General features: G+C 48.4%; 20 protein-coding genes. 7 read left to right on the plus strand and 13 right to left on the minus strand.

Features of this window, described 5'->3' with window-relative positions:
* Nucleotides 1-35: 35 nt before the first annotated feature.
* Nucleotides 36-380 carry a VOC family protein gene (locus tag OIK42_RS07515; protein ID WP_273639527.1) on the minus strand — a complete coding sequence of 115 codons (345 nt, stop codon included), beginning with the start codon at nt 378-380 and terminating at the stop codon, nt 36-38.
* 241 nt (nt 381-621) lie between these two features.
* Here OIK42_RS07515 and OIK42_RS07520 point away from each other — a divergent pair, with 241 nt between their 5' ends.
* Nucleotides 622-1,050, plus strand: coding sequence for a BLUF domain-containing protein (locus OIK42_RS07520; protein ID WP_273639528.1), 429 nt, complete (start codon nt 622-624; stop codon nt 1,048-1,050).
* 104 nt (nt 1,051-1,154) lie between these two features.
* Here OIK42_RS07520 and OIK42_RS07525 read toward each other — a convergent pair whose 3' ends face one another.
* From OIK42_RS07525 to OIK42_RS07565, 9 genes are all read right to left on the minus strand, one after another.
* On the minus strand, nt 1,155-1,772 hold the full coding sequence (locus OIK42_RS07525; RefSeq protein WP_273639529.1) for a LysE family translocator: 618 nt from the start codon (nt 1,770-1,772) through the stop codon (nt 1,155-1,157).
* 34 nt (nt 1,773-1,806) lie between these two features.
* Nucleotides 1,807-2,490: a DUF4386 family protein gene (locus tag OIK42_RS07530; RefSeq protein WP_273639530.1), complete on the minus strand. Its 684-nt coding sequence runs from the start codon at nt 2,488-2,490 to the stop codon at nt 1,807-1,809.
* Between the two features lie 125 nt (nt 2,491-2,615).
* Nucleotides 2,616-3,197, minus strand: coding sequence for an O-methyltransferase (locus tag OIK42_RS07535; protein ID WP_273639531.1), 582 nt, complete (start codon nt 3,195-3,197; stop codon nt 2,616-2,618).
* A 130-nt stretch (nt 3,198-3,327) separates the two neighbouring features.
* Nucleotides 3,328-3,777 carry a hypothetical protein gene (locus OIK42_RS07540; protein ID WP_273639532.1) on the minus strand — a complete coding sequence of 150 codons (450 nt, stop codon included), beginning with the start codon at nt 3,775-3,777 and terminating at the stop codon, nt 3,328-3,330.
* Between the two features lie 18 nt (nt 3,778-3,795).
* Nucleotides 3,796-4,317, minus strand: a complete 522-nt coding sequence (locus OIK42_RS07545; protein ID WP_273639533.1) for a GNAT family N-acetyltransferase — start codon at nt 4,315-4,317, stop codon at nt 3,796-3,798.
* 49 nt (nt 4,318-4,366) lie between these two features.
* Complete coding sequence (locus OIK42_RS07550; RefSeq protein ID WP_273639534.1) at nt 4,367-4,687, minus strand: hypothetical protein; 321 nt, start codon at nt 4,685-4,687, stop codon at nt 4,367-4,369.
* Between the two features lie 267 nt (nt 4,688-4,954).
* Entirely contained in the window at nt 4,955-5,194 is a 240-nt protein-coding gene (locus OIK42_RS07555; protein WP_273639535.1) for a hypothetical protein, read from the minus strand.
* Between the two features lie 31 nt (nt 5,195-5,225).
* On the minus strand, nt 5,226-5,852 hold the full coding sequence (locus OIK42_RS07560; RefSeq protein ID WP_273639536.1) for a thiol:disulfide interchange protein DsbA/DsbL: 627 nt from the start codon (nt 5,850-5,852) through the stop codon (nt 5,226-5,228).
* A 1,065-nt stretch (nt 5,853-6,917) separates the two neighbouring features.
* Nucleotides 6,918-8,390, minus strand: a complete 1,473-nt coding sequence (locus OIK42_RS07565) for a DUF3336 domain-containing protein (protein ID WP_273639537.1) — start codon at nt 8,388-8,390, stop codon at nt 6,918-6,920.
* A 374-nt stretch (nt 8,391-8,764) separates the two neighbouring features.
* Between OIK42_RS07565 and OIK42_RS07570 the strand changes: the two genes are divergently transcribed.
* Genes OIK42_RS07570 through OIK42_RS07585 form a run of 4 tightly spaced genes read left to right on the plus strand, consistent with a single transcriptional unit; the run spans nt 8,765 to nt 12,985 of the window.
* Nucleotides 8,765-9,976: a DUF445 domain-containing protein gene (locus OIK42_RS07570; protein ID WP_273639538.1), complete on the plus strand. Its 1,212-nt coding sequence runs from the start codon at nt 8,765-8,767 to the stop codon at nt 9,974-9,976.
* A gap of 5 nt (nt 9,977-9,981) precedes the next feature.
* Nucleotides 9,982-10,644 (plus strand): TetR/AcrR family transcriptional regulator, encoded by a 663-nt coding sequence (locus OIK42_RS07575; RefSeq protein WP_273639539.1) that lies wholly within the window; start codon nt 9,982-9,984, stop codon nt 10,642-10,644.
* Nucleotides 10,645-10,646: 2 nt separating this feature from the next.
* Nucleotides 10,647-12,092 carry a wax ester/triacylglycerol synthase domain-containing protein gene (locus OIK42_RS07580; RefSeq protein ID WP_273639540.1) on the plus strand — a complete coding sequence of 482 codons (1,446 nt, stop codon included), beginning with the start codon at nt 10,647-10,649 and terminating at the stop codon, nt 12,090-12,092.
* Nucleotides 12,093-12,145: 53 nt separating this feature from the next.
* The gene (locus OIK42_RS07585; RefSeq protein WP_273639541.1) at nt 12,146-12,985 is read left to right on the plus strand and encodes a putative RNA methyltransferase; all 840 of its coding nucleotides are present in this window, start codon (nt 12,146-12,148) and stop codon (nt 12,983-12,985) included.
* A gap of 30 nt (nt 12,986-13,015) precedes the next feature.
* On the opposite strand, the gene OIK42_RS07590 is transcribed toward OIK42_RS07585, so the two are convergent.
* Entirely contained in the window at nt 13,016-13,756 is a 741-nt protein-coding gene (locus OIK42_RS07590; RefSeq protein WP_273639542.1) for a DUF1439 domain-containing protein, read from the minus strand.
* A gap of 251 nt (nt 13,757-14,007) precedes the next feature.
* Between OIK42_RS07590 and OIK42_RS07595 the strand changes: the two genes are divergently transcribed.
* The gene (locus tag OIK42_RS07595; RefSeq protein ID WP_273639543.1) at nt 14,008-15,642 is read left to right on the plus strand and encodes a GMC family oxidoreductase; all 1,635 of its coding nucleotides are present in this window, start codon (nt 14,008-14,010) and stop codon (nt 15,640-15,642) included.
* Nucleotides 15,643-15,690: 48 nt separating this feature from the next.
* On the opposite strand, the gene OIK42_RS07600 is transcribed toward OIK42_RS07595, so the two are convergent.
* Nucleotides 15,691-16,329 carry a TetR/AcrR family transcriptional regulator gene (locus tag OIK42_RS07600; protein ID WP_273639544.1) on the minus strand — a complete coding sequence of 213 codons (639 nt, stop codon included), beginning with the start codon at nt 16,327-16,329 and terminating at the stop codon, nt 15,691-15,693.
* A gap of 147 nt (nt 16,330-16,476) precedes the next feature.
* Here OIK42_RS07600 and OIK42_RS07605 point away from each other — a divergent pair, with 147 nt between their 5' ends.
* Nucleotides 16,477-18,519, plus strand: a complete 2,043-nt coding sequence (locus OIK42_RS07605; protein ID WP_273639545.1) for an NADPH-dependent 2,4-dienoyl-CoA reductase — start codon at nt 16,477-16,479, stop codon at nt 18,517-18,519.
* A gap of 86 nt (nt 18,520-18,605) precedes the next feature.
* Here the strand turns inward: OIK42_RS07605 and OIK42_RS07610 are convergent, their stop codons facing one another.
* Complete coding sequence (locus OIK42_RS07610; protein ID WP_273639546.1) at nt 18,606-20,645, minus strand: putative bifunctional diguanylate cyclase/phosphodiesterase; 2,040 nt, start codon at nt 20,643-20,645, stop codon at nt 18,606-18,608.
* Nucleotides 20,646-20,826: the final 181 nt, after the last annotated feature.

The raw sequence follows: 20,826 nt of genomic DNA on the forward strand, positions 1-20,826 counted from the left end.
AACAAAGAACAATCTTGTGTAGTTTAACCGTCTGGCTAGCCGTTTAACTGAGTAATATGTAATAGCTCGCCAGCGGGACCCCACAGGTAAAATACCTGGCCCCATGACTCCTGCTGTATCGCTGTTATCTTGGTTTTGTCGCTGGATTTTGCACACAGCTCATAAGCTTGTTGTATGTCTGATACACAAACCTGAAGCATAAAGTTACTGGCTAAGGTCTGGTTATAAAAGCGCTGTAAGAAAAACCAGCAATCGCCATTTTGAAACAACGTAAGATCGTCAGAAACGTACTCGGGCTTAAAGCCAATGTCAGTGTAAAAGCGTTGTGATACTACGTAATCTTCGCTTGGGACGAATGCCTTTATATCAGTAACTTGCATTACCTTTACCTATTTTTTGAGTGCCTGAGGTGAGCCACTTCGCGCTGCGGCAGGCCCGCGTTTAGCCGCAGGCGATTTCAACAAAAACCTGCTTGTCAGCGATTAGTTGTTTCGTGTTCAGTGAAAAACAACGTTCGATGTATACAGATTTCCGTCATTTTTGTATCGGTTATGTGCATTGCGTACTTGTGAATACCGAACTACAAACTATAGTTTATAAAAATTACGCGGTGAGGCCATTATGTTTTTAACAAGACTTATTTATACCAGTACCATTGCGCCGTCTTTTTCGGCAGATAGCATTGAAGAGATTTTAGTCACCGCTCGTCGCAATAACAGCAGAAATAATGTTACTGGCATGCTGTGTTTTAACAGAAAGTATTTTCTGCAATGTCTCGAAGGCTCGAGAACCGCTGTTAACAACACCTACCATAATATTTTAAACGATCCGCGTCATAGCCACATCATCATGCTGGACTACAAAGAAATTGTTACCCGGGAGTATGCAGAGTGGTCGATGGGCTATATGCCGGAATCGGGCTTTACTGCAGGGCTTAATCTCAAATTCTCCGGAACGCCAGGCTTTAACCCCTATGAAATGTTAGGAGAAAGCGCGCAGCAAATGATGCTGGCCATGAAAGAAATCGTACCAAGCAAGAATAAATGCTAGCTGCCTATAGCGCTCAAAGCGGAATACGCGCAACGTTAAACCCATCCTTGCGAGGGGCGCGTGTTTTATAGCCACTAAACTATGAGCGCAGCCTAAGCGCTGTATTATAGTTTCTCACTCAGCGCCAGTTTTAGCCCGAGTCCGGCAAAGCTTAAGGCAAACAGTTTTTGCATGGCCACCGTTGCCTTTTTGGAATTAACGATAAACTGGCTAAAGCTACCCGATAAAACGCCATAAATCACAAAGACAATAAGTGTCATAAGCATAAAGGTGCCGCCTAGTAAGAGCATGTTTATCAATACGTTTGCTGTATTAGCAGGGATAAATTGCGGAAGAAACGCCAGAAAAAAGATAGACAGCTTCGGATTTAATATGTTGAGCAAAAAGCCCTTAAGCGCAATGCTGGTGTACCGGGTGCGGGTACCTGTTGTACTTACTGACAACGCAGAAGAGGACCGCCACATTTGCCAGGCGAGATACAGCAGGTACGCAACCCCTAAATACTTAACCACCTGAAAAACGAGCGCGCTGGTATGAAACAATGCCGCTAAACCCAAGGTGCTTGCCAGCAAGGCGGGAATTATGCCCAGCGTACACCCCAGCGCGGCAACTAAGCTGGCACGTTTACCAATAAAAAGTCCTGTTGCCACGGTATATAAAACCCCGGTACCGGGAATTAGCACAACAACGAGCGATGTAAGTAAAAATTCGATTGAAATCATGTGAGAGTTCCTTTCCCTTTGCAGGCTGTTAGTTTCAATTAGCCGAATGGTGCGTGGCTGACGGCATTGACTTGTTTGTATTCCCCTGAGCTAACATTGTGATACCCAGTAATAAAAACCAAATAATCTGAGTGATACCAAAAATTTCGGTGAAGAGCTCATCGGGGTATAGTGTTGCAATACCAGAACAACCAACCATGACGCCAAGGTAATTGAGTCCTCGCGGAAATTGTTTTGCTTTTATAGCCACTATACTGATCAACAAGACCCAAAGTCCACCAACCAGTTCATTGCCTCCCCCAAGACTTTCTATGAGCACTGAAATCAGGTTCCACGTATCAAGGGCTTTCCCGGCGGATACGTCATTCAGTTTGAGGGCGTGAGAGAGACCGACAGTAGCCAGCATACCACTAGCCATAACCAGAACAACCCACACAACTCCAAACACAGAACCCACTTTAAGCATCGGATCATTGGTTTGTTTTAGTTTCTCATATAAGCCGACAACAAGAATCGCGAGAAAAATACCAAACACGGCATACATCAGAAAATAAAACAGTGAAAATACCAGTTGGTTGTCGGCCAGATAGGCCATTTTATCAGGTGCGCTGCCTTCTGCGGGGTAGCGCCAAAATGCCCCAAAATACACGAAAGCGGCAATATAGATGAATGCCTCAAAAATAGCCGAAAGGCCCGCAATTTTTTGTAGACTATTCATTTATCTCTTTTCCGTATTAGTAACTGTATTCAAACCGCATTACCGGCGTGAAGCGAACATCGCCGGCGCCGAGTCTCTCTTTGTATTTAGCTTAGCGCGCTCGCAGGCAATCGCCCGGCGGCGTACTAGCCAGTTCTAACCACTAACATTAAACCCGAGGCCCATGCCATGCGAACGGAGGTATACCCGGGCAGCGCTTCGATTTGTTCAACCAGTTCCTGCACCAGAGGTGCGTGGCCCTCGGGCCAGTTTGGTTGAGGGAGAAGGTCATCAATAATGTACATACCGCCGGTATTAAGAATATTCAGGGCAAGCGGCAGGTGAGAAAATTTACCGGGCCATGCATCAGCAAAAATAAAGTCGTAGCGCTTATCCTGATGGGTTGCCAGCCATTCTGCGCCATCAGCGCATATTATGCTAAAACGTGGGTCATCTCCGAGGTATTCAAACGCAACACCCTGAGCGTTTTCATCGCTATCAATGCTGACCAGCGTTGATTGTTCATCCATTCCCTTTAACATCCAGGCAGCAGACAACCCGGTGCCCGTGCCGATTTCCAAAAAGCGACCGCCTGGTTTTGTTGCAGCCATCGTTTTAAGGAATGCCCCGGTTCTGGGTTCGGAGGCCATATCAAAGCCAAGAGACTGTGTCTCGTTGACAATCTTGCCAAGCGCTGGTGGGGACTCATAAATTATGTGATCGTCCATGTCCTTCCTTTATTGTCCAAAACCTGTCACTAACAATAAGAATAGTAGCGGTGGCAGGTAAACATCTTGCAAACTTTAATAGCGCATTAAAATGCTGATACTAAGCGCGTAAGCCTACTTATGTGTTTCGTTATGGCGTTTGGTTAACTCTTTCGTCGAGGGCTTTAATAATGGCCGTTTGTTGTGCTTTATTAAAACGACGCAGTTCAAAATAAATATTTTTCTTTGCTCCGTACACCGTTATTGTTTTGGAGAACCAACCATGTATTGCATAGGTTTTAAATTCTGACCAGGGAATAATGTCGAGGCCCGCCAGGTGCCCGTACCTAAATTCTCTGTCGGTGAGTTCTACAAAGTACTCGTCGATGCGTGACTTGCCGGAGTTAAAAAACACTAACCATAGTGTGAGCAATGCTGGTATACCAAACATTAACAGGAGAGTTGTACTAATGATACTTTGGGTGTTCGGGTCGTCAATATCGACGACTAAGAACAAAAGTAATAGTAAAAAAAAAGACGGCGATAATACATTTTTAGTTCTGAAAATGATGCTTTGTAGCCTGCTTTGAGTGTATTTCATTGGTTCGATCCTTCGTGCTTATCTGGCGATACCGTCATGTAGACTTAAAACCATTGAATGGCTTTTTAGTAACGAAGCAGCTTGCTGCCCCTCGATGTTTCCCGCATATTCAACCCCTGCTGATTGGTAAAGTAATATGGCTGCGGCGTTTGACGGGGTAACGGAAAGTTCGAGCCAATCCAGCTGCGCAGCCCGCGCCCATGCAATGACAGCGTCTAATAATTCCCGACCGACGCCATTTCCCCGGGCGTCGGCAGCAACCCACATCTGATAAATATATCCGGCTTTGTCATTGTTGCTATGTTGTACGCCCCACACCAATCCCTGCGGTTTTCCGTCAATTTCGGCAACAAGAGGAATGGCCATGGTTTTATGCTCTCCCCGCTCCAGTTTTGCCATCCACGCAGAATCCTGCAGCATAGATTCACTTGCAAATGTGGAATCGAATGCCTCAGGTGAATCTTGCAAGGCTCTCAATCTCAATGATTTATATAACGCCCAGTCATTGACTGATAGAGCGCGAATGCTGCACTTACTCACTCTATATCCTTATCATTGTAATGGGTCGTACAGGGTCATATTGCAGTTGTTATACGCTCGTCCCAGACAACACACGGTTTAAGCCTTTGCGGATAAGCTTACCTTGTAAATATCTATTTAATAGCATTGCCCCGACAATACTAATTCCCGATGCCAGAATGGTTGGTAGTGATAATGGCCCTGAAAATGTTAAAGCCAGCGCAACCGGAGTAAAAAACAGCGCAAGGCTACCAAAAAAGTAAGCGGCGCTTATACCATTGAGCTGTAACGTCGAAAAGGCCTCATACCTGGCTTGTTGTAAGATTTTCTCCTGCTCATCGACAGGTAAATGGCGTATTTCTGTATAGTAGTTGATATAAGCTTTACTCATGATTTACCTGTCGATGTAATGAAATAAGTAACGGTAACTATGCAATCTGTATGGCGACATACAGCGGCGCAAATCTGCCTGAACCTGCGCCAATCGCTTTTTTATGTCGCTATTTGTTTACTATGAGCCATTAAGTAATAAAGCAGGTACGTTAAGCCAGTGGCTATTACCATCCCCAACAATACGCTAAGTAAATTTTAAGTTTCACACATTGCCCCTGAAATTCCTCATTGTTCCGGCGAGCTTGATAGCGATTAAAGCGGTTCATTACGCGTTCGTCTCATCCGCACTATAAATATCATCGAGCACACGTTTGAGTAGCAGGGCACAACCCCCTAATACGGATATCGGAGACACTAAAATGAGTAAGGAGTCCGTATTGCTGCTTTGCGCAAAGTGACCGATTATTTTGATAAAAATCACGGGGGATAATGTCGCTAAAAGAGCCAGACCAAAGTGCCTTTTTATTGCTGTTTCAATTTTCTTGTTTGCTTTAATACCCACCACTTTCTTCCTTTATAGTTTGTCGAGCATATGACTAACTTGTTTTATTTAATAAAAAAAATACCAGATTTTTATATTCTTGCATTGTTTTTATATTCTTGGTCACCGGCTTGTATTTACCGTTAATAATTAATGTCGGTACGCCTGTAAAACCCTGAGCGCGAATATCCCCGGTGTTTTTTTGCATCTGTTTAGCTTTCGCGTCTACAGAAAAACTTGAAAAAGTCTTGTTGAATTTATCTCCTGCTACGCCATTAATAATAAACAGGTTTTTTATATCTTTCTCATTCGTAAAGTCGGCTTTGCTTTCATGAATATAGTTAAAGATGGCTGGAACAAGCCTTTTATCAACGTTTAAATGCTCAGCGGTAATCAATGCCTTCGTCAGCAGGTACTCTATTTCAGGTTTTCTTCCTGGCATACCGTCAACATGATTTTTATTGAAAACGCTATCATCAGGTATTGACGCTTTAAGCTCATTCATAAATGGTTCTTGCCTGAAGCAGGCGGGGCAGTAAAATGAAAAAAATTCTGTTATTTCTTTTTTTTCAGTCAGGTTTCCTGCCAGCTCCAGGTAGTGATCGCCCTCGTTAAACTGTGCAGATTGCGCCCCTAGAAGTGGGCAAAAAAATGAAATGAACAAGATTAATCTGTAAAGCATGTTTTTTCCTTTGGTATGCCAGCACCCATTGACGGGCACAAATATAAAAGCTAAATCAGTTGGTAAGGCAATGTGAACCTGGATGTTCAAAGCTAAGATAACGCTCTGAGCGACTATGTTGAATTACCCAAAGCCCTTGCTGGTAGCGCAGTGTGACTTACACAGCTGTTATGCGCCGGAATCCTCACGGTGTTTTTTAATTGATTGAGAAACCGCTTTGGTTGTAGCTTGTGAGCGCTTTTGACAGGCAGCTCTATCCTCGGGGTGACCAAACGAGCAACTGTCCTTAGCTGACTCGCCTTTAATCACGGCCGAGGTTGTATTGTATATTGCGTCCACAGCGTTGTTATGTGTATTAATTGTGCCGCAGCCCGGTAAACAACAAGCTATGATGGATAAAGCGAGGTATTTCATTTTTAATAATCCCTTAATGTGAATCGCATCCTGATGGGGCGATGCAAACTTGTATTTAAAACCGCCCTGGTGTTTATGTCGCAAAATTTTACTCTTCAACGCCGCAGACTAATTTGCTGGTATCTTCATGATTACGCAGCTTTATAGGCGTTGGTAACGACAGCAGATATGTCACTATAAGCAATAATTGAGCGCCAGTACACCCCACGGAAATGGCTTAATACCAACTGATTGACACCTGCAGCGGCAGCGGTCTTTGGCGCGACCTTAACTCTTTGCGCCGCTTCGTTTGCTGGTCAGGTTTACTTCCATTTAATGCCCATTGTTACTTTTTCAAATACTCTTTGTTTAGCAACGCTATGCACCAACGCTCTTGGAATTGGCTCACTGATAGCAAAGCGAATGGTGTTTTGCGAGGAAACCAGCGAACCAAGCTCCGTTTTTAAATGCGATATGACTGAAGGTGTAGGATGAAGACTGATATAACGTTTAATCTTGCAAGGCGGGCCTTGTTTGTGACCACTACAATCTAAGGTTTTGTGCCTCATGTGCAGTGCAATATATTCCGGGTCGCAGGTGTTGCAAAGCCAAATTTTGTCCGCTTAATAAAAGACACCAACGTGGCTATATCACCGGCGATGGTGTATTTCACTACTCCATAATCCTCTCAGGGGTATGATCGAACAATCTTGCTTCGCGGGCTTTAAGTTTTCTGAGCATGCTCCGCAGGGTTTCGCTAATACGGGTGTTGCGCGCTATCACATCGAGTTGCGGCCAGGTGGCTTTTTCGCCACTTATGATGAGGTCCTCAATGCTTTTCAGGGTAGGGTTGGCGGCAACCTGCATAAGGTTACGCAACTGCTTTTGCGGCAGAATATTGATATTGCCAACGTATTGTTGATCTATCACCGAGCGTACCTTGTGTATGGCTAATTTGCTGCTGCGGTTGGGGACAATTTGCTCCATTACATCAAATGCATAAATGCTGTTCGCTTTGACTAACTGGCGTAAATGCCGAAACGTAATGCTCGACAGGGTTTTAGCCTGCGTCCGGGATGACGATAAAAATGGCACCGCCAACGGGTTGGTCTGGCTCACTATACTGTGATTTACGCCATACAGGCGCGACAACCCCTCAATCGGCAGATCAGCCATGATGGAGCCGTCGGCAAAACGGCGGTTGGGAATATACGGCACAATGTCACCGCTGGCGGTTTTCGCTTTAAGTTGCACCGCGGTAAATAACAACGGCACCGCACAAGAGGCTCTGACTGCCTGCATAATAAGCGCATTGGGCGAGGTTTTGGCATTTAACAAACGTGAATACTGATGCAGATCGGCGGGCGACACACTCACGGTAATATGACGGCCGGTTTTTTTATAGGCTTCTTCAAATGTGGTTAAATCGAACAGGGTAATCAGCGTGTTTTCTAATGCGCGGCTGTCTAAAATGCTGTTGCGCCCCAAGCCTGCCCACAACCGCCAGTTCTGAAAGTGTTCATAAATAAATTCTGCACTGAGTGCTTCAAGGAGCTCAGTGTGGGTGCGCGTACCTACCATGGCGGCAATAATGGAGCCTGCACTGGCGCCCGATATTACCGATGGCAGCAGGTTTTGTTCGTTGAGCGATTTCACCACGCCGCAGTGAAAAAAGCCTAAACCGGCGCCGCCCGACAGCATCAGACAACTGCGTCCAAAGGAATGGGCTGTTTCTTCAAAAAACGATAGCTTATCGTAAAAATCCACCTCGGCCTCGTCGGCGTTATAAATGTGCTCCAAGGCGCTGACGACCTGATTAATAAACTCTTCAATGAGATGTTTGGTCCCGGTTTTACAATGACCGAGCAATTCGGGGTTGGCAATGTTGCCTAGGTTGCCATGCAGCCCCTCGTGCAAAATCGACATCAGACTGTGAATATCATTTTGGCTTTGCGCCAGCTTTATCCGTTGAACCCGCTTGCGAATAAGCCGGTAGTCATATAGGCGGCAGGGATCCTTGGCTTTCCAGTCATCGGCACCGGAGAGTTGGTCGTGGGCTTCACAGGCTTGCTGATATTCCTGATACGTTGTGGCATGGGCCATTGCCCGCTCAAGCGCGCCTAATTGTGATCGAAACAACGTCATACATCCCCCTCATGCAGGTACGCGGTCACATACGTTGGCCTTTGCGCTTGCTACCGTGATGAATGCGGCGTCGGCGGTTAATACCTGCAAGAACTTTTACCTGCAACAACATTTACTTTTTTCTATCAGGCAGTGTAGAGCGCATAATTAGAATCAGCTAACTAATTTACGCTGGTCAACATCCTGACTACCATTATTGGGCAACATCGCCTGGCTAACGTTCAGATTATGGCGTTTTTGCTTGTTGGTACCAATTACCGCTGGCCCATTTATTTGATCCAGACACAGCTATATACAAAGTTAATTTGACCGCAGGGCGGGCAAACAGTAGCCTGAACAATGACAATTATAACCACAGCCACGTAGCACCTATAATGGACTGGAATTTACAAACCTTAAGTTTGCTGTCGATCCCGCTAATCAGCGCACTGGTCGGGTGGAGTACTAACTACCTGGCGGTTAAAATGATGTTCTATCCTTTAACCTTTGTGGGGTTTCCGCCGTTGTTGGGATGGCAGGGTTTAATACCAGCTAAACGCCGGCAAATGGCCGAAATCGAGGTGGAGCTGGTACTTGGCCGCTTGCTCAGTGTTGAAGAGCTGGCTAATCGTATTGAGCCGGCAGCGCTTACCGAGGCAATCAGGCACCGCTTGCATCAGGTTGTGCGCAAAATCGTTAATGAAGTTATGCAAGAGTCTGCACCGCAACTGTGGGCGTCACTGCCCGTGCAAGGCAAAAATCTGGTGTACCGGCGCATCGAAGACGACATCCCGTATGTGGTCAGTAAAATGGTCGAAGACTTTCAGCACAATGTTAATGAAATCCTCGATATTAAAGAGCTGGTGGTTGAGAAACTGGTTAATTCACCTGAGTTGATCAACGAGATCTTTTTGCGCTCCGGCGAACGTGAGTTTCCATTCATTGTGCGCTCCGGCCTGTACTTTGGCTTTTTGTTTGGTTTGCCAACCATGGCATTGTGGTATTACTTTCAGGCCTGGTGGCTACTGCCGCTGGGTGGGCTGTTGGTGGGCTATTTTACCAATTGGATCGCAATTACCATCATTTTTGAACCTAAAAGGCCTGTCCGCATCTTTGGGTTTTCGGTGCAGGGCATGTTTTTAAAGCGTCAGCATGAAGTCTCGCGGGTGTATGCCGATATTATCGAAACCAAACTGATCAACTCTAAAAATATTACTCACATGATATTACACGGCTCCGGCTCGGCGCATTTGCTGGAGCTTATTGAGCTGCATGTGAACGATGCAATCGAACGCTATGTCGCCATTGCCCAGCCTTATTTTGCCCTGGGCGTGGGCTCCGAAAACTACTATAAGATGAAGTCGATGGCGGTTAAGCGCCTGTTCGAAGACTCCGACAAATACCTGTTTTATGCTTTCGACTACGCCAATCAAGCCTTGCGGGTGGGCGACGATCTCTGTGCCAGATTGCGGGCGCTGTGCCCGGAAGACTTCGAGGGCATTTTGCGCCCGGCGTACCAGCAGGATGAATGGAAGCTAATTCTAACCGGAGCCATTCTGGGTATGGCGGCCGGCTTTGCTCAAATATACCTTGTGATGTTAGGCTGAGAGCTATGGCCGGTAAAACTGCACAACGTATTTTGGCAACCGCATTAACCTTGTTTAACGAACATGGTGAAAACAGCGTCACGTCAGTCGATATTGCCATGGAGCTAAATATTAGTCCGGGCAATTTGTACTACCATTTTAAAGGCAAAGAGCAAATTATCGATGGTCTGGTGCAGTGGCACAGCGATGCAATGCTTGCGTTGTTCAAGCCTGCCACACTCAATAAAGTGGTGGCCGAAGACTTTTTTTATTTTTTGGCCATCGTGCTCGACAAGCAGCAACTGTTTCGGTTTATGTTTCGTAGTCCGGCCGATCTCGCCGAAAAATACCCCAGGGTAAAACACTGGCATAAGCAGCAAATTCGCCAGTTGGAGTCGAGCTTACATACCTTACTGCAAAACTTTGCAGCGCAACAAACGCTGTTGGCAAACAGCGCAGAGCAGCGCTTGCTGACCGATTTAATTATTATGATCCTCACGCAAACCAGCCAGTACGATGATTTGCGCAACAGTCACGATCCACAAACGCAAAAGTTTCATGCGCTGAGTTTAATGATGACCGCCTTGTTACCGCGCTTTCATCTGCAAGAGGATACCGTTTTGCAATTACGTAAAGCGATTGCCCACCATTCTATGGCTAACCTTACACCGCCCAGAGTCGGGGAGTAAGCATGGGGCAAAAACTGTCATTTCTCGATCGTTCGTTTTGGATCACCGAAACCAAAGCCAACCCTAAACATGTGGGCTGTTTGCAATTGCTCGAAATGCCCGAAGGGAGCGATCCTGAAACCTATATCAAGGCCTTGCATCGCGACATGCAGTCGTTTGCACGGGCCAGCCCGCCGTTTAATTGCAGGGTAAAAGCGTTTTACATTTGGCCAATCGGTTTGCAGCCGGTTAAGCATATGCACATGGACTACCACGTGCAGTACCATCAAGTTGATGTCATCAATGAGCGTCCGGCTCTCGACGATTTTGTTGCCCGCATGCACGAAACCCGGCTCGATCCCGACAAACCCTTATGGCAATACCACTTTTTGTATTCACCCGGGCAGCGGCTGTTTGCAATTTATGCTCGCGTACATCATTTGTACGGTGACGGGTCTACCCTGGTACGCTGGTTTCAGGCGGGTTATCAGGATGCGCCTCAACCCGACGCTTTTGTGCCGCTGTGGGCCGTAAAGCGGCTTCGCCATCGCAAACGCCGGCAACAGTTTGGCCGCCTTAAAGGTTACTGGCTTGCGACCAAAGATGCTGTGTTATCGGCATTTGATCTCGCGGCCATCTTTATTCGGCTGCTTTTGCGTCTGTTACGAATTAATCGTCATTATATGCCGGTGCCATTTACCGGTACAAAAACGGTTTTAACCGGGCAGGTAAAACCGGGCAGGGCGGTGGCCACCTTCGACCTCGATTTTGCCCGGATACGCAAGCTGGCCCGCCGCACACGCGCCTCTGCAAACGAAGTGCTGCTTACCGCTATCGATATTGGCATGCACCGCTTGCTGCAGGATCACGGCCAGTTGTTTACCCAGGCGTTGTACACCAATATGCCCATTAACCTGCGCAAGCCGGGCGAAAAAACCACTGGCAACCGTATTGCCATCGTGCCGGTACAATTAGCCCACGCTGAGAGCGATCCGTACCTGCGGTTACGGCAAATTATTTACCACCACCGCATCGTTAAGCACGCAGCCCAGCGGGCGCGTCCGTCTGCCTTTAGCAATTACACCATTGTTATTCAGGCATGTGCGCTGGTATTTGAGTGGCTGCATATCTCCGATTGGGTAAAACCCATTGCCAATGTTCTGGTCTCGAATATTCCCGGCCCTAAACGTCAAAAGTATTTTAAAGACAGTAAGTTATTAGCCTGTTACCCCATTTCTACCATGACGCCGGGCGGCGGTGTTAACGTGACAATAATGACCTACAATGGCACCGCAAACGTGGGGCTGGTGTGTTGTAACAGTAAAATAAAGTCATTGCAGCCACTGGCTGAGTATTGCCGCGAGGCCTTTGATATGCTCGAAGCCAGCATTGACGATCCGACGCTGAGTATCGATGATATCGGCGAGCATACCAGTGAACTGCCGTTGTCTATCGTGTCAGATCATTAAACGCGCTTTCGTGCTAATATTGGCGCCATTGTTTGTTTGAGAGTGTCTTTTTTATGTGGCGTTGTCCGTTATGTCAGCACCCCCTGTCGCAGCCCCATCCATCACAACAGCAGCGCAGCTGGGAGTGCCCCAACCGACATACCTTTGATGAAGCGAAATCCGGTTACCTGCATTTGTTGCCGGTACAGCAAAAAAAATCAAAACACCCCGGTGACGACAAAACCATGGTCAACGCCCGGCGTCGCTTTCATGATGCCAAAGGGTATGCGCCACTTATGGCGGCGCTGGTAGAGCAAATCAAACAGCAGGTTAATACCAACCGCCCCGTGCATTTATATGACGCAGGATGCGGTGAGGGCAGTTATTTAGGCTTTATTGCTAATGCGCTTACCGGTGAGGGATACAACGTTGAAGCCGCCGGTAGTGACATCGCCAAGCATGCTGTGGATATTGCCGCTAAACGCTATAAAGCGTGTCGCTTTGCCGTGGCCAGCAGTGTAAAACTGCCCCTGGAAGATGCCTCACAGCACGTGGTACTGCAAGTGTTTGCCCCCGGTAACGACGCCGAATACCAGCGTATTATTGCCAGTGGTGGTTTACTCATCACCGTGGATCCCGCGGCCAATCATTTGTGGGCAATAAAGCAGGCCATTTATGATAATCCGCGTCAGCACGACGTGCAATTTAATGATAAGCCCGGCTTTGCCAAACTCGCCTCAGAGCGTATCAGTTTTACGGTAGCGCTGGAGCAACCCGACATCCGCCAGGCTCTGCTCGAAATGACACCTTATTACTGGCGCCTGCCGAAGGATAAAGCCGATGCAACGTTTGCCGGTATCAACAGTGTCGAGGCCGATTTTGCGGTGCATATATGGCAGCGTAGCGAACGCTAGTGGCTGGCAGTTGCGCACACATTGGCGGCGTTATTCCGGCGTAAAGTAAAATCGTAGTTCGTTATCTTCCACACACACGCGCTGCCCCCAGCGGGCAAATAAAAACTCGCGCCAGTGATCGTCACGCATAGGATACTCAAACGCCCGCTCGTCGAGTTTAGTGAGCAACTCGTTGACGATGCGCGGTTTATGGTATTCCAGGATCCGCTCCGTACCGCCGTGCAGGTAAAGCGACAAATAGTCCAGCGCCTGATCGGTAGAGCCTGCCGACACCACATTTAACGCCGAGCGCAACGGTTGGCTGAGCAGCGAGCTAAGGCCCGATACTGGCCTCGGCAACAGCCGCTCTATTAAAAAACGGGTATCTTTTACCAGGCTGTAACGGCCGTTAAGCAGGTGAATAAAGTCAACCTGCGTGTCGGTAATATGCAGGGTCTGCGAGGCCGAAAAATAATTGGGCAGGGCGCTTACGCCCGCCGCGATATGCGCTTTATAAATGGTGTTGCCCATTACCTTTATATCGATAGCGCAGAGCATTTGCAGCGTGAGCCGATTAGTCGCCACAGGCATGGTTAACTCACCTTCTAAGCAGGTGAGGTGGCCTTCTCCAATTGGAATATCGAGCTGCTCTGTAAACGGAAAATGCGGTGCAATGAGATCGTTTAATTCTTGCTCGGTGAACATATCGTATTGCAGGCGGCCGGTTTTGAGCAGGCAATACCCTACCGCGAGGTTTACCTTATCGCGCCAGCTAAACTGATCTAACAGCACAGCGACTCCGGCACAATAATAGCGATTTTTGGGTTGGGCATAGCGCGGCTCAGGCCTGTTTAATGTTGCTCAAATGGACTGGCGATGGTGAGTCATTGCAGGCGCATCACGGCCAGTTTTTTGCGTGATGGTATGGTAGCGCATTTTGCTGCCATACAACCACTAAAAATCTTTGCGCTTAAGCGCCGAATGGCGTAGCGTATAAGCCACTGGTACAATCAGTTTACTTATGCTCGGAGCAACAGCTTACCATGCAAATACCGGTTCAGGAGTTTGATTATGTGATTGTCGGCGGCGGTTCTGCCGGCGCTGTACTGGCCGCACGCCTGACCGAAAATCCGGTGATTAGAGTTTGCCTGGTAGAAGCGGGTAGTAGCGATCGAAATCCCTTTATTCATATACCTTTTGGCTTGTCGTTATTATCGCGGTTCGACAGCATTGGCTGGGGCTATAATACCGAACCCCAGGCAGAGCTTAACCACCGCGAACTGTTTTGGCCACGAGGTAAAACCCTTGGCGGGTCAAGCTCAATCAACGCCATGTGTTATATCCGCGGTCAGGCCGAAGACTACGATCGCTGGGCCCAGGAAGGCGCCGACGGCTGGCACTTCGACGCCGTATTACCGTATTTTAAGCGCGCTGAAAACTATTGCCGTGGCGCTGATGACTTCCATGGCGAGGGCGGGCCCCTTGATGTCAGTGACCTGCGCCATACTGCCAGCATCTCCAACGCATTTGTGGCGGCTGCAGAGGATGTGGGATTAGCGGTTATCGACGACTTTAACCGCCGACAGCGTGAAGGGCTGGGGTTGTATCAGGTTACCCAGCGTAATGGCCAGCGCTGTTCCACGGCCAAAGCATACTTAAGTGAAGCTAAAAAGCGCGGCAACCTTACCATTATAACCCGTGCGCTGGCGGAACGGATTCTGATTAAAAAAAGCGCCGCTAGCGATAGCCCCAAACGTGCAACCGGTGTGCAGGTGAGAGCAAAAGGCAAGGCCATGCGTTTAATGGCAAGCCGGGAAGTGATCATCAGCGCCGGGGCCATTAACTCGCCACATCTGTTGATGCTATCGGGCATTGGCCCGGCGGAAGCACTGCAAGACAAAGGCATATACGTACAACAGGATTTACCCGGTGTAGGGCAGAACCTGCAGGATCATCTCGATGCCATTGTGCAGTATCGCACCAAGTTGCCGGTAGGTTACCCCATCGCGGCGCGGGCGCTGCCTCATTATATTAAAGCGGCGTTTCGGTATCTGTTTAAACGTGATCACATTTTTTCTTCTAACGTGGCCGAAGCCGGCGGTTTTGTGCGGTCGTCACTGGCGGCTGAGTATCCTGATATCCAGCTGCATTTTTTACCGGCGATTTTGCAGGATCACGGACGGCGGTTCGTGCATGGCTTTGGTTATGGAGTACACGTATGTTGTTTATACCCCCAAAGTCGTGGTGAAATTCGTCTGCAAAGCAACCATCCGGCTGATCACCCGGCCATTGAACCCAATTATCTGCAGCACGAGCGAGACATGGCAGTTTTGATTGATGCCGTGCGCTTTGCTCAGCGTATCCTCGACAGCAAAACCATGGCGCAGTTTGGTGGTCATTTGAGTATCGATGGGCATAATCTTGATAGTGACGACGCCATTGCTGAGTTTATTCGTGATAAAGCCGAAACCATTTACCACCCTGTGGGCACGTGTAAAATCGGCGCCGATGACGATCCGATGGCGGTGGTTGACAACCAGCTTCGCGTGCGCAACATTGACGGCCTGCGCGTGGTGGATGCGTCAGTTATGCCATCGTTAGTGGGCGGCAATACCAATGCGCCGACGGTGATGATAGCCGAACGCGCGGCGCAGTGGATACGCGAAGCGCAAAGTTAATCCCCGTTACATACTCCGGGTAATGTGCTGCCCAGTTGTACTGCGCTGCTACAAACTGTGACCTTTTATATCGCTGTGCTGGCTCAACAGCATCGCAACGGCACAGTCACACATATCATCAATGTGTGCTGAGTCGTCATATACGCCGTCGATGATGAGCTTGGCGAGGCCATGAAGTGTCGCCCAAATAACCTGGGTTTGCCGTAATGCCGGTTCATTTTGTAATAACAAGCCTTGTTGTTGCCAGTGTGAAATAAGCTTCAACATATACTGAAAAGCCGGATAAGCAATTTCTTTGAGCTCTTCGTCGGCCAGCTTGTGCTTCCAGATAGGGCGACCAAACATAATGTCATATAACTGGGGGTGAGCGATGGCCCAGCGAATATAGCCGTGCACAAACTGTTTGAGTCGCTGAGTGGCACTGATAACCTGCGCTTCGTCGCGCTCCTGAGTCATCGACAGCCACTGATCAAAGCCGCGCGCGGCTACCGCATTAAGCAGCGCGTTTTTATCGCGAAAATGGTGATACAACGCCGAGCGCGATACGCCAATATCATCAGCCAGCTTGCGCAGCGACAACGCCGCAATACCCTCACGCTCGATGCGTTGCGACGCCGCATCCACAAGTGCTGTTCTTAAATCGCCATGATGATAGGTTTGACTGCCCGCTGGTACTGACTGCGCCATGCAAAATCCGCTGTGTTGACTATGCTAAATAGCATAATGTTAATCTTGACAGTGTCAAATTAAATGCCTATCTTGACACTGTTTAGTTATTAAAGCCCGCTAACATGTAAAGCGGGCATTGGGCGAATTCGCTACCAAGGGGTACACATGACACAGGCCACCGCAACACTACATCAGCAATATCCGCATTTATTTGAACCGCTCGATTTGGGCTTCACCCAGCTTAAAAATCGTGTCGTCATGGGATCAATGCATACCGGTCTGGAGGAAATGCCCAATGGTCATGTGCACATGGCCGAATTTTACGCGGCGCGGGCGCGCGGTGGTGTGGCGCTGATGGTAACTGGCGGTATCGGCCCTAATCAGGAAGGCGGAGTGCACATCAAAACCAAGATGCTCGATTCTGACCAGGCGGTGGCCGAGCATAAGCAGGTGACCGATGCGGTGCATGCTGCCGGTGGCAAAATTTGCATGCAGATTCTGCATACCGGTCGTTATGCGCACAATCCCAACCTCATTGCGCCGTCAGCCCTGCAAGCCCCCATTAACCAATTTAAGCCACGAGCGCTTGGCAGCGACGAAATAGACGGTCAGATTAACGACTTTGTGGCAACGGCCAAACGGGCCCATCAGGCTGGTTATGATGGCGTCGAGATTATGGGCTCAGAGGGTTACTTTTTAAACCAGTTTATCGTTTCGCGGACTAATCATCGTACCGATGAATGGGGCGGCGATTACGAAAACCGGATTCGCTTACCCATAGAGGTGGTGCGCCGGGTGCGCGAAGCCGTGGGCGAAGAATTTATTATTATATACCGGTTGTCGATGCTTGACCTGGTTGAGGGCGGCTCGACCTTCGATGAAGTAGTGACCTTAGGTAAAGCAATCGAAAAGGCCGGTGCAACCATTATTAACACCGGCATAGGCTGGCATGAAGCGCGTATACCTACGATTGCAACCAAAGTCCCCCGTGCCGCCTTTACCTGGGTGACGGCTAAATTCCGTGAACACCTGTCGATTCCGGTGATCACATCAAACCGAATAAACATGCCGGATGTGGCGGAGTCGGTACTGGCCCGGGGCGATGCAGATTTAGTGTCTATGGCGCGCCCGTTTTTGGCTGATCCGGATTTCGTGATTAAGGCCGAACAACAGCGCAGCGATGAAATTAACACCTGTATTGGCTGTAATCAGGCCTGTCTTGATCATGTGTTTGTGGGCAAACTCACCAGCTGTCTGGTCAACCCGTTTGCCTGTCATGAGTTGATGTACACCATGCAGCCTGCCGAGCAGCCAAAGCATATAGCCGTTGTGGGCGCTGGCCCGGCAGGGCTGGCAGCCGCGACCACCGCTGCTAAACGCGGCCATACCGTGGTGTTGTTCGATGGCGCCAGTGACATTGGCGGCCAGTTTAATATTGCCAAGCAGATCCCCGGTAAGGAAGAGTTTTATGAAACCTTGCGATACTTTAAACGTCAGTTAGCGCTGCACAACGTTGAGGTGAAACTCAATACTACCGTCACGGCGCAAACGCTCAATGACGGTGGTTTTGATGAGGTTCTTCTGGCCACCGGCATCGTGCCGCGCATGCCCGACATTGAGGGCATTGAACACGCAAAAGTAATGACCTATCTTGACGTTCTGCGCGACAAACAGCCGGTAGGCGCCAAAGTGGCTATTATTGGTGCCGGTGGTATTGGCTTTGATACCGCCGAGTATTTGAGTCACGGCAAATCGGTACCCAGTCAGGATATCGCTGCATTTATGCGCGAGTGGGGTATTGATATGAACTTTACTGCCCGTGGCGGCGTTGAAGGCATGACGCCTCAACCAGAGCCGTCACCACGGCAAATCGTGCTGCTGCAACGCAAATCCTCAAAAGTCGGGGCGGGGCTGGGTAAAACTACCGGTTGGGCGCACCGCATTGGTCTGCAAATGAAGGGGGTTAAAATGATCCCCGGTGTGCAGTATCACAAAATTAGCGATGAAGGCTTGCATATTAGTGTGGGCGAAGAAGCACAGGTGCTTGATGTGGATAACATTATCATATGCGCCGGCCAGGAACCCCAGCGTGCCTTGGTTGAGGGGCTGACATTACCCTATCACTTAATTGGCGGTGCCGATGAGGCCCTGGAGCTTGATGCAAAGCGGGCCATTGAGCAGGGCACCAAAGTGGCAATGGCGGTATAAAGCTGTCGGGCAGTTATGCCCTCAGCCCGGATCAGGTTGGGGGCGATGCTCGTTGTGACTAGCAGCGCTGATACGCCCGTCAGGCGTTACTCTGTTGACTGGCGGACCACCGCGTTGGGCGCAATATACTGCGCATTAAAGTCTTCAAACGGCATAGGACGGGCAAAATGATAGCCCTGAAGAACATCGACGCCCATCATTTTGAGGCGCAGGTGTTGGGACGCATCCTCTACGCCTTCTGCCACCGAAGACAAGCCAATGGCTTTGGCAATGGTAATAATGCCGTTGATCATCGACTGATGCTCAGCAATATTTAAATCATCCACAAAGGCTTTGTCGATTTTGAGAATGTCGAAGGGTAACTCACGCAAATAGCTAAGCGATGAATAGCCGGTACCAAAATCATCCAGGGCAACTCTGAAGCCACTTTCGCGGAGCTTTTTAAGTTGCTGCTTTGATTCTTGCAGATCCTGAATAAGCACCGTTTCGGTGATCTCCAACGTAAATAACGAAGTGGGTAACTGGTACTCTTCAAGGATATGCAGAATATCGTCGAGAAAGGTAGAGCGGTTGAACTCCCAGGCTGACACGTTAATGGAAATACACTGGTTATTATCCAGCAACCACTGACGGTGCGGCGCCAGTAACGAGGCCGTTTTACGGCACACCAGTTTGCCAAGGTCATGAATTAAACCAAAACTCTCGGCAATGGCAATAAATTCGGGGGGCGGAATGAAGTTGCCCTGCTTATCCTGCCAGCGCACCAGGACCTCGGCGCCATAGAGAGTATCATGCTGGGTAAATTGCGGTTGAAAAACAATATCTATTTCGTTGTTTTGGATGGCGTTTTTGAGTGCCAGTTTCATTTTTAGCTTTTGTAAACTGCTGTCACGGGCTATGTCCGAATACAACGAGGTGCCGCCTTTATCCATTTTTTTGGCGTGCTCAATGGCGCGTTCGGCAATAATAAAAATATCCTGTGAAGCAGCCAGATCCTTTATATCGAGGTCAAACAGGCCAATGGTGCAGCCCAGTTCAATAATCCGGTCATCCACCTGCAAGGGCTGTTTTACCAGTTCATGTAACTCATTGGCCAATCCCTGCAAGGTCATATCAGGCGATGCATGAGGCACCAATACAATAAACCTGTCTTTATCAAATCGTGATGTCAGCATGCGCCGTTGCTGGGTAAAGTTAAGTAAACGACGGCCTATTTTCGCCAATATCTGATTACCGATATCATGGCCAAAGGCATCGTTGAACACTTTAAAGTGGTCGAGATCCAACACACAGACGGGGAGCTTTTCAACATGTTCTGACGCGTTGAGAAGGGCTTCAATATCAGCCTGAATGCCTGCTCTGTTAGGTGTCTGGGTAATGTTATCGTTGTAAGCCAGCTCCCTGAGTTCGCTTTGCATTTCAAGATAACCTTTAAAAATGAAAAAGCTGAATACTGCAACCAGGTAAACATAGCCACTTAACGATAATATAATGCTCTCAAGGCCGGTAAAAAGCACCAGAGAGTCGTGTATCGCTAAACCAATAATCAACACCAGGTAGCCAACAATAAATTTCACTTCCTGGTGCCTGGCCTGTTTTATGTGGAGTAATAACGATGCCACAACCCACACCAGCACCACCAAAAAGCCAATATCACGCACCATACCTGTCACCGACAAGGGCCCAGTTATGGCGTAAACGGTGTCTCCCCACAATAATTGTTGCTCAAATACTATCGGCGCCTGCTCATAGCGTATGGGGATATCCGCACTAAAACCGAGTATCGACATCACCAGTGTGTACGCAAAAAAGAGCAATAAAACGGGTTTGGAATAAAGCTTTCTGGTGAGCATTGTTACCATCACTACAACAAAAAAGCATAGCCACACAGCAAGATGGTGCTTGAGCGAGCTGTAAAAATAGGATTCTGCAATGCCGCTCACCTTGTAATCCAAAAAATGTACATACTGGATGGCGCCGGCGGTGATTGCTGTAAGCAAAACCCAACTTCTGACGTGTTGGTTGCTGGAAGGCACTTTGTTGTAACAAAGCAGCAATAGCGTAATTGCCGCGACGGCAAACATGATGCCGCTGCTCATTACATAAAAAGTGGTCACTATCGTCATAACTGTTACTACTCGGAAGTCTGTACAGACTAAATTCTGGGTTCTTTAAAAAGATAGTACATATTTCGTCGTGCGCTGCGATTTTGCCAGCAGACGAAAAATGAAATACTAATACCAATCGGGCGGTAACTCACTCAATTTATTAATAAACGCGCCAAAGCTTGAGGCAAGTTAATGTTAC

Source organism: Alteromonas gilva, assembly GCF_028595265.1.
Classification (GTDB): Bacteria; Pseudomonadota; Gammaproteobacteria; order Enterobacterales; family Alteromonadaceae; genus Alteromonas; species Alteromonas gilva.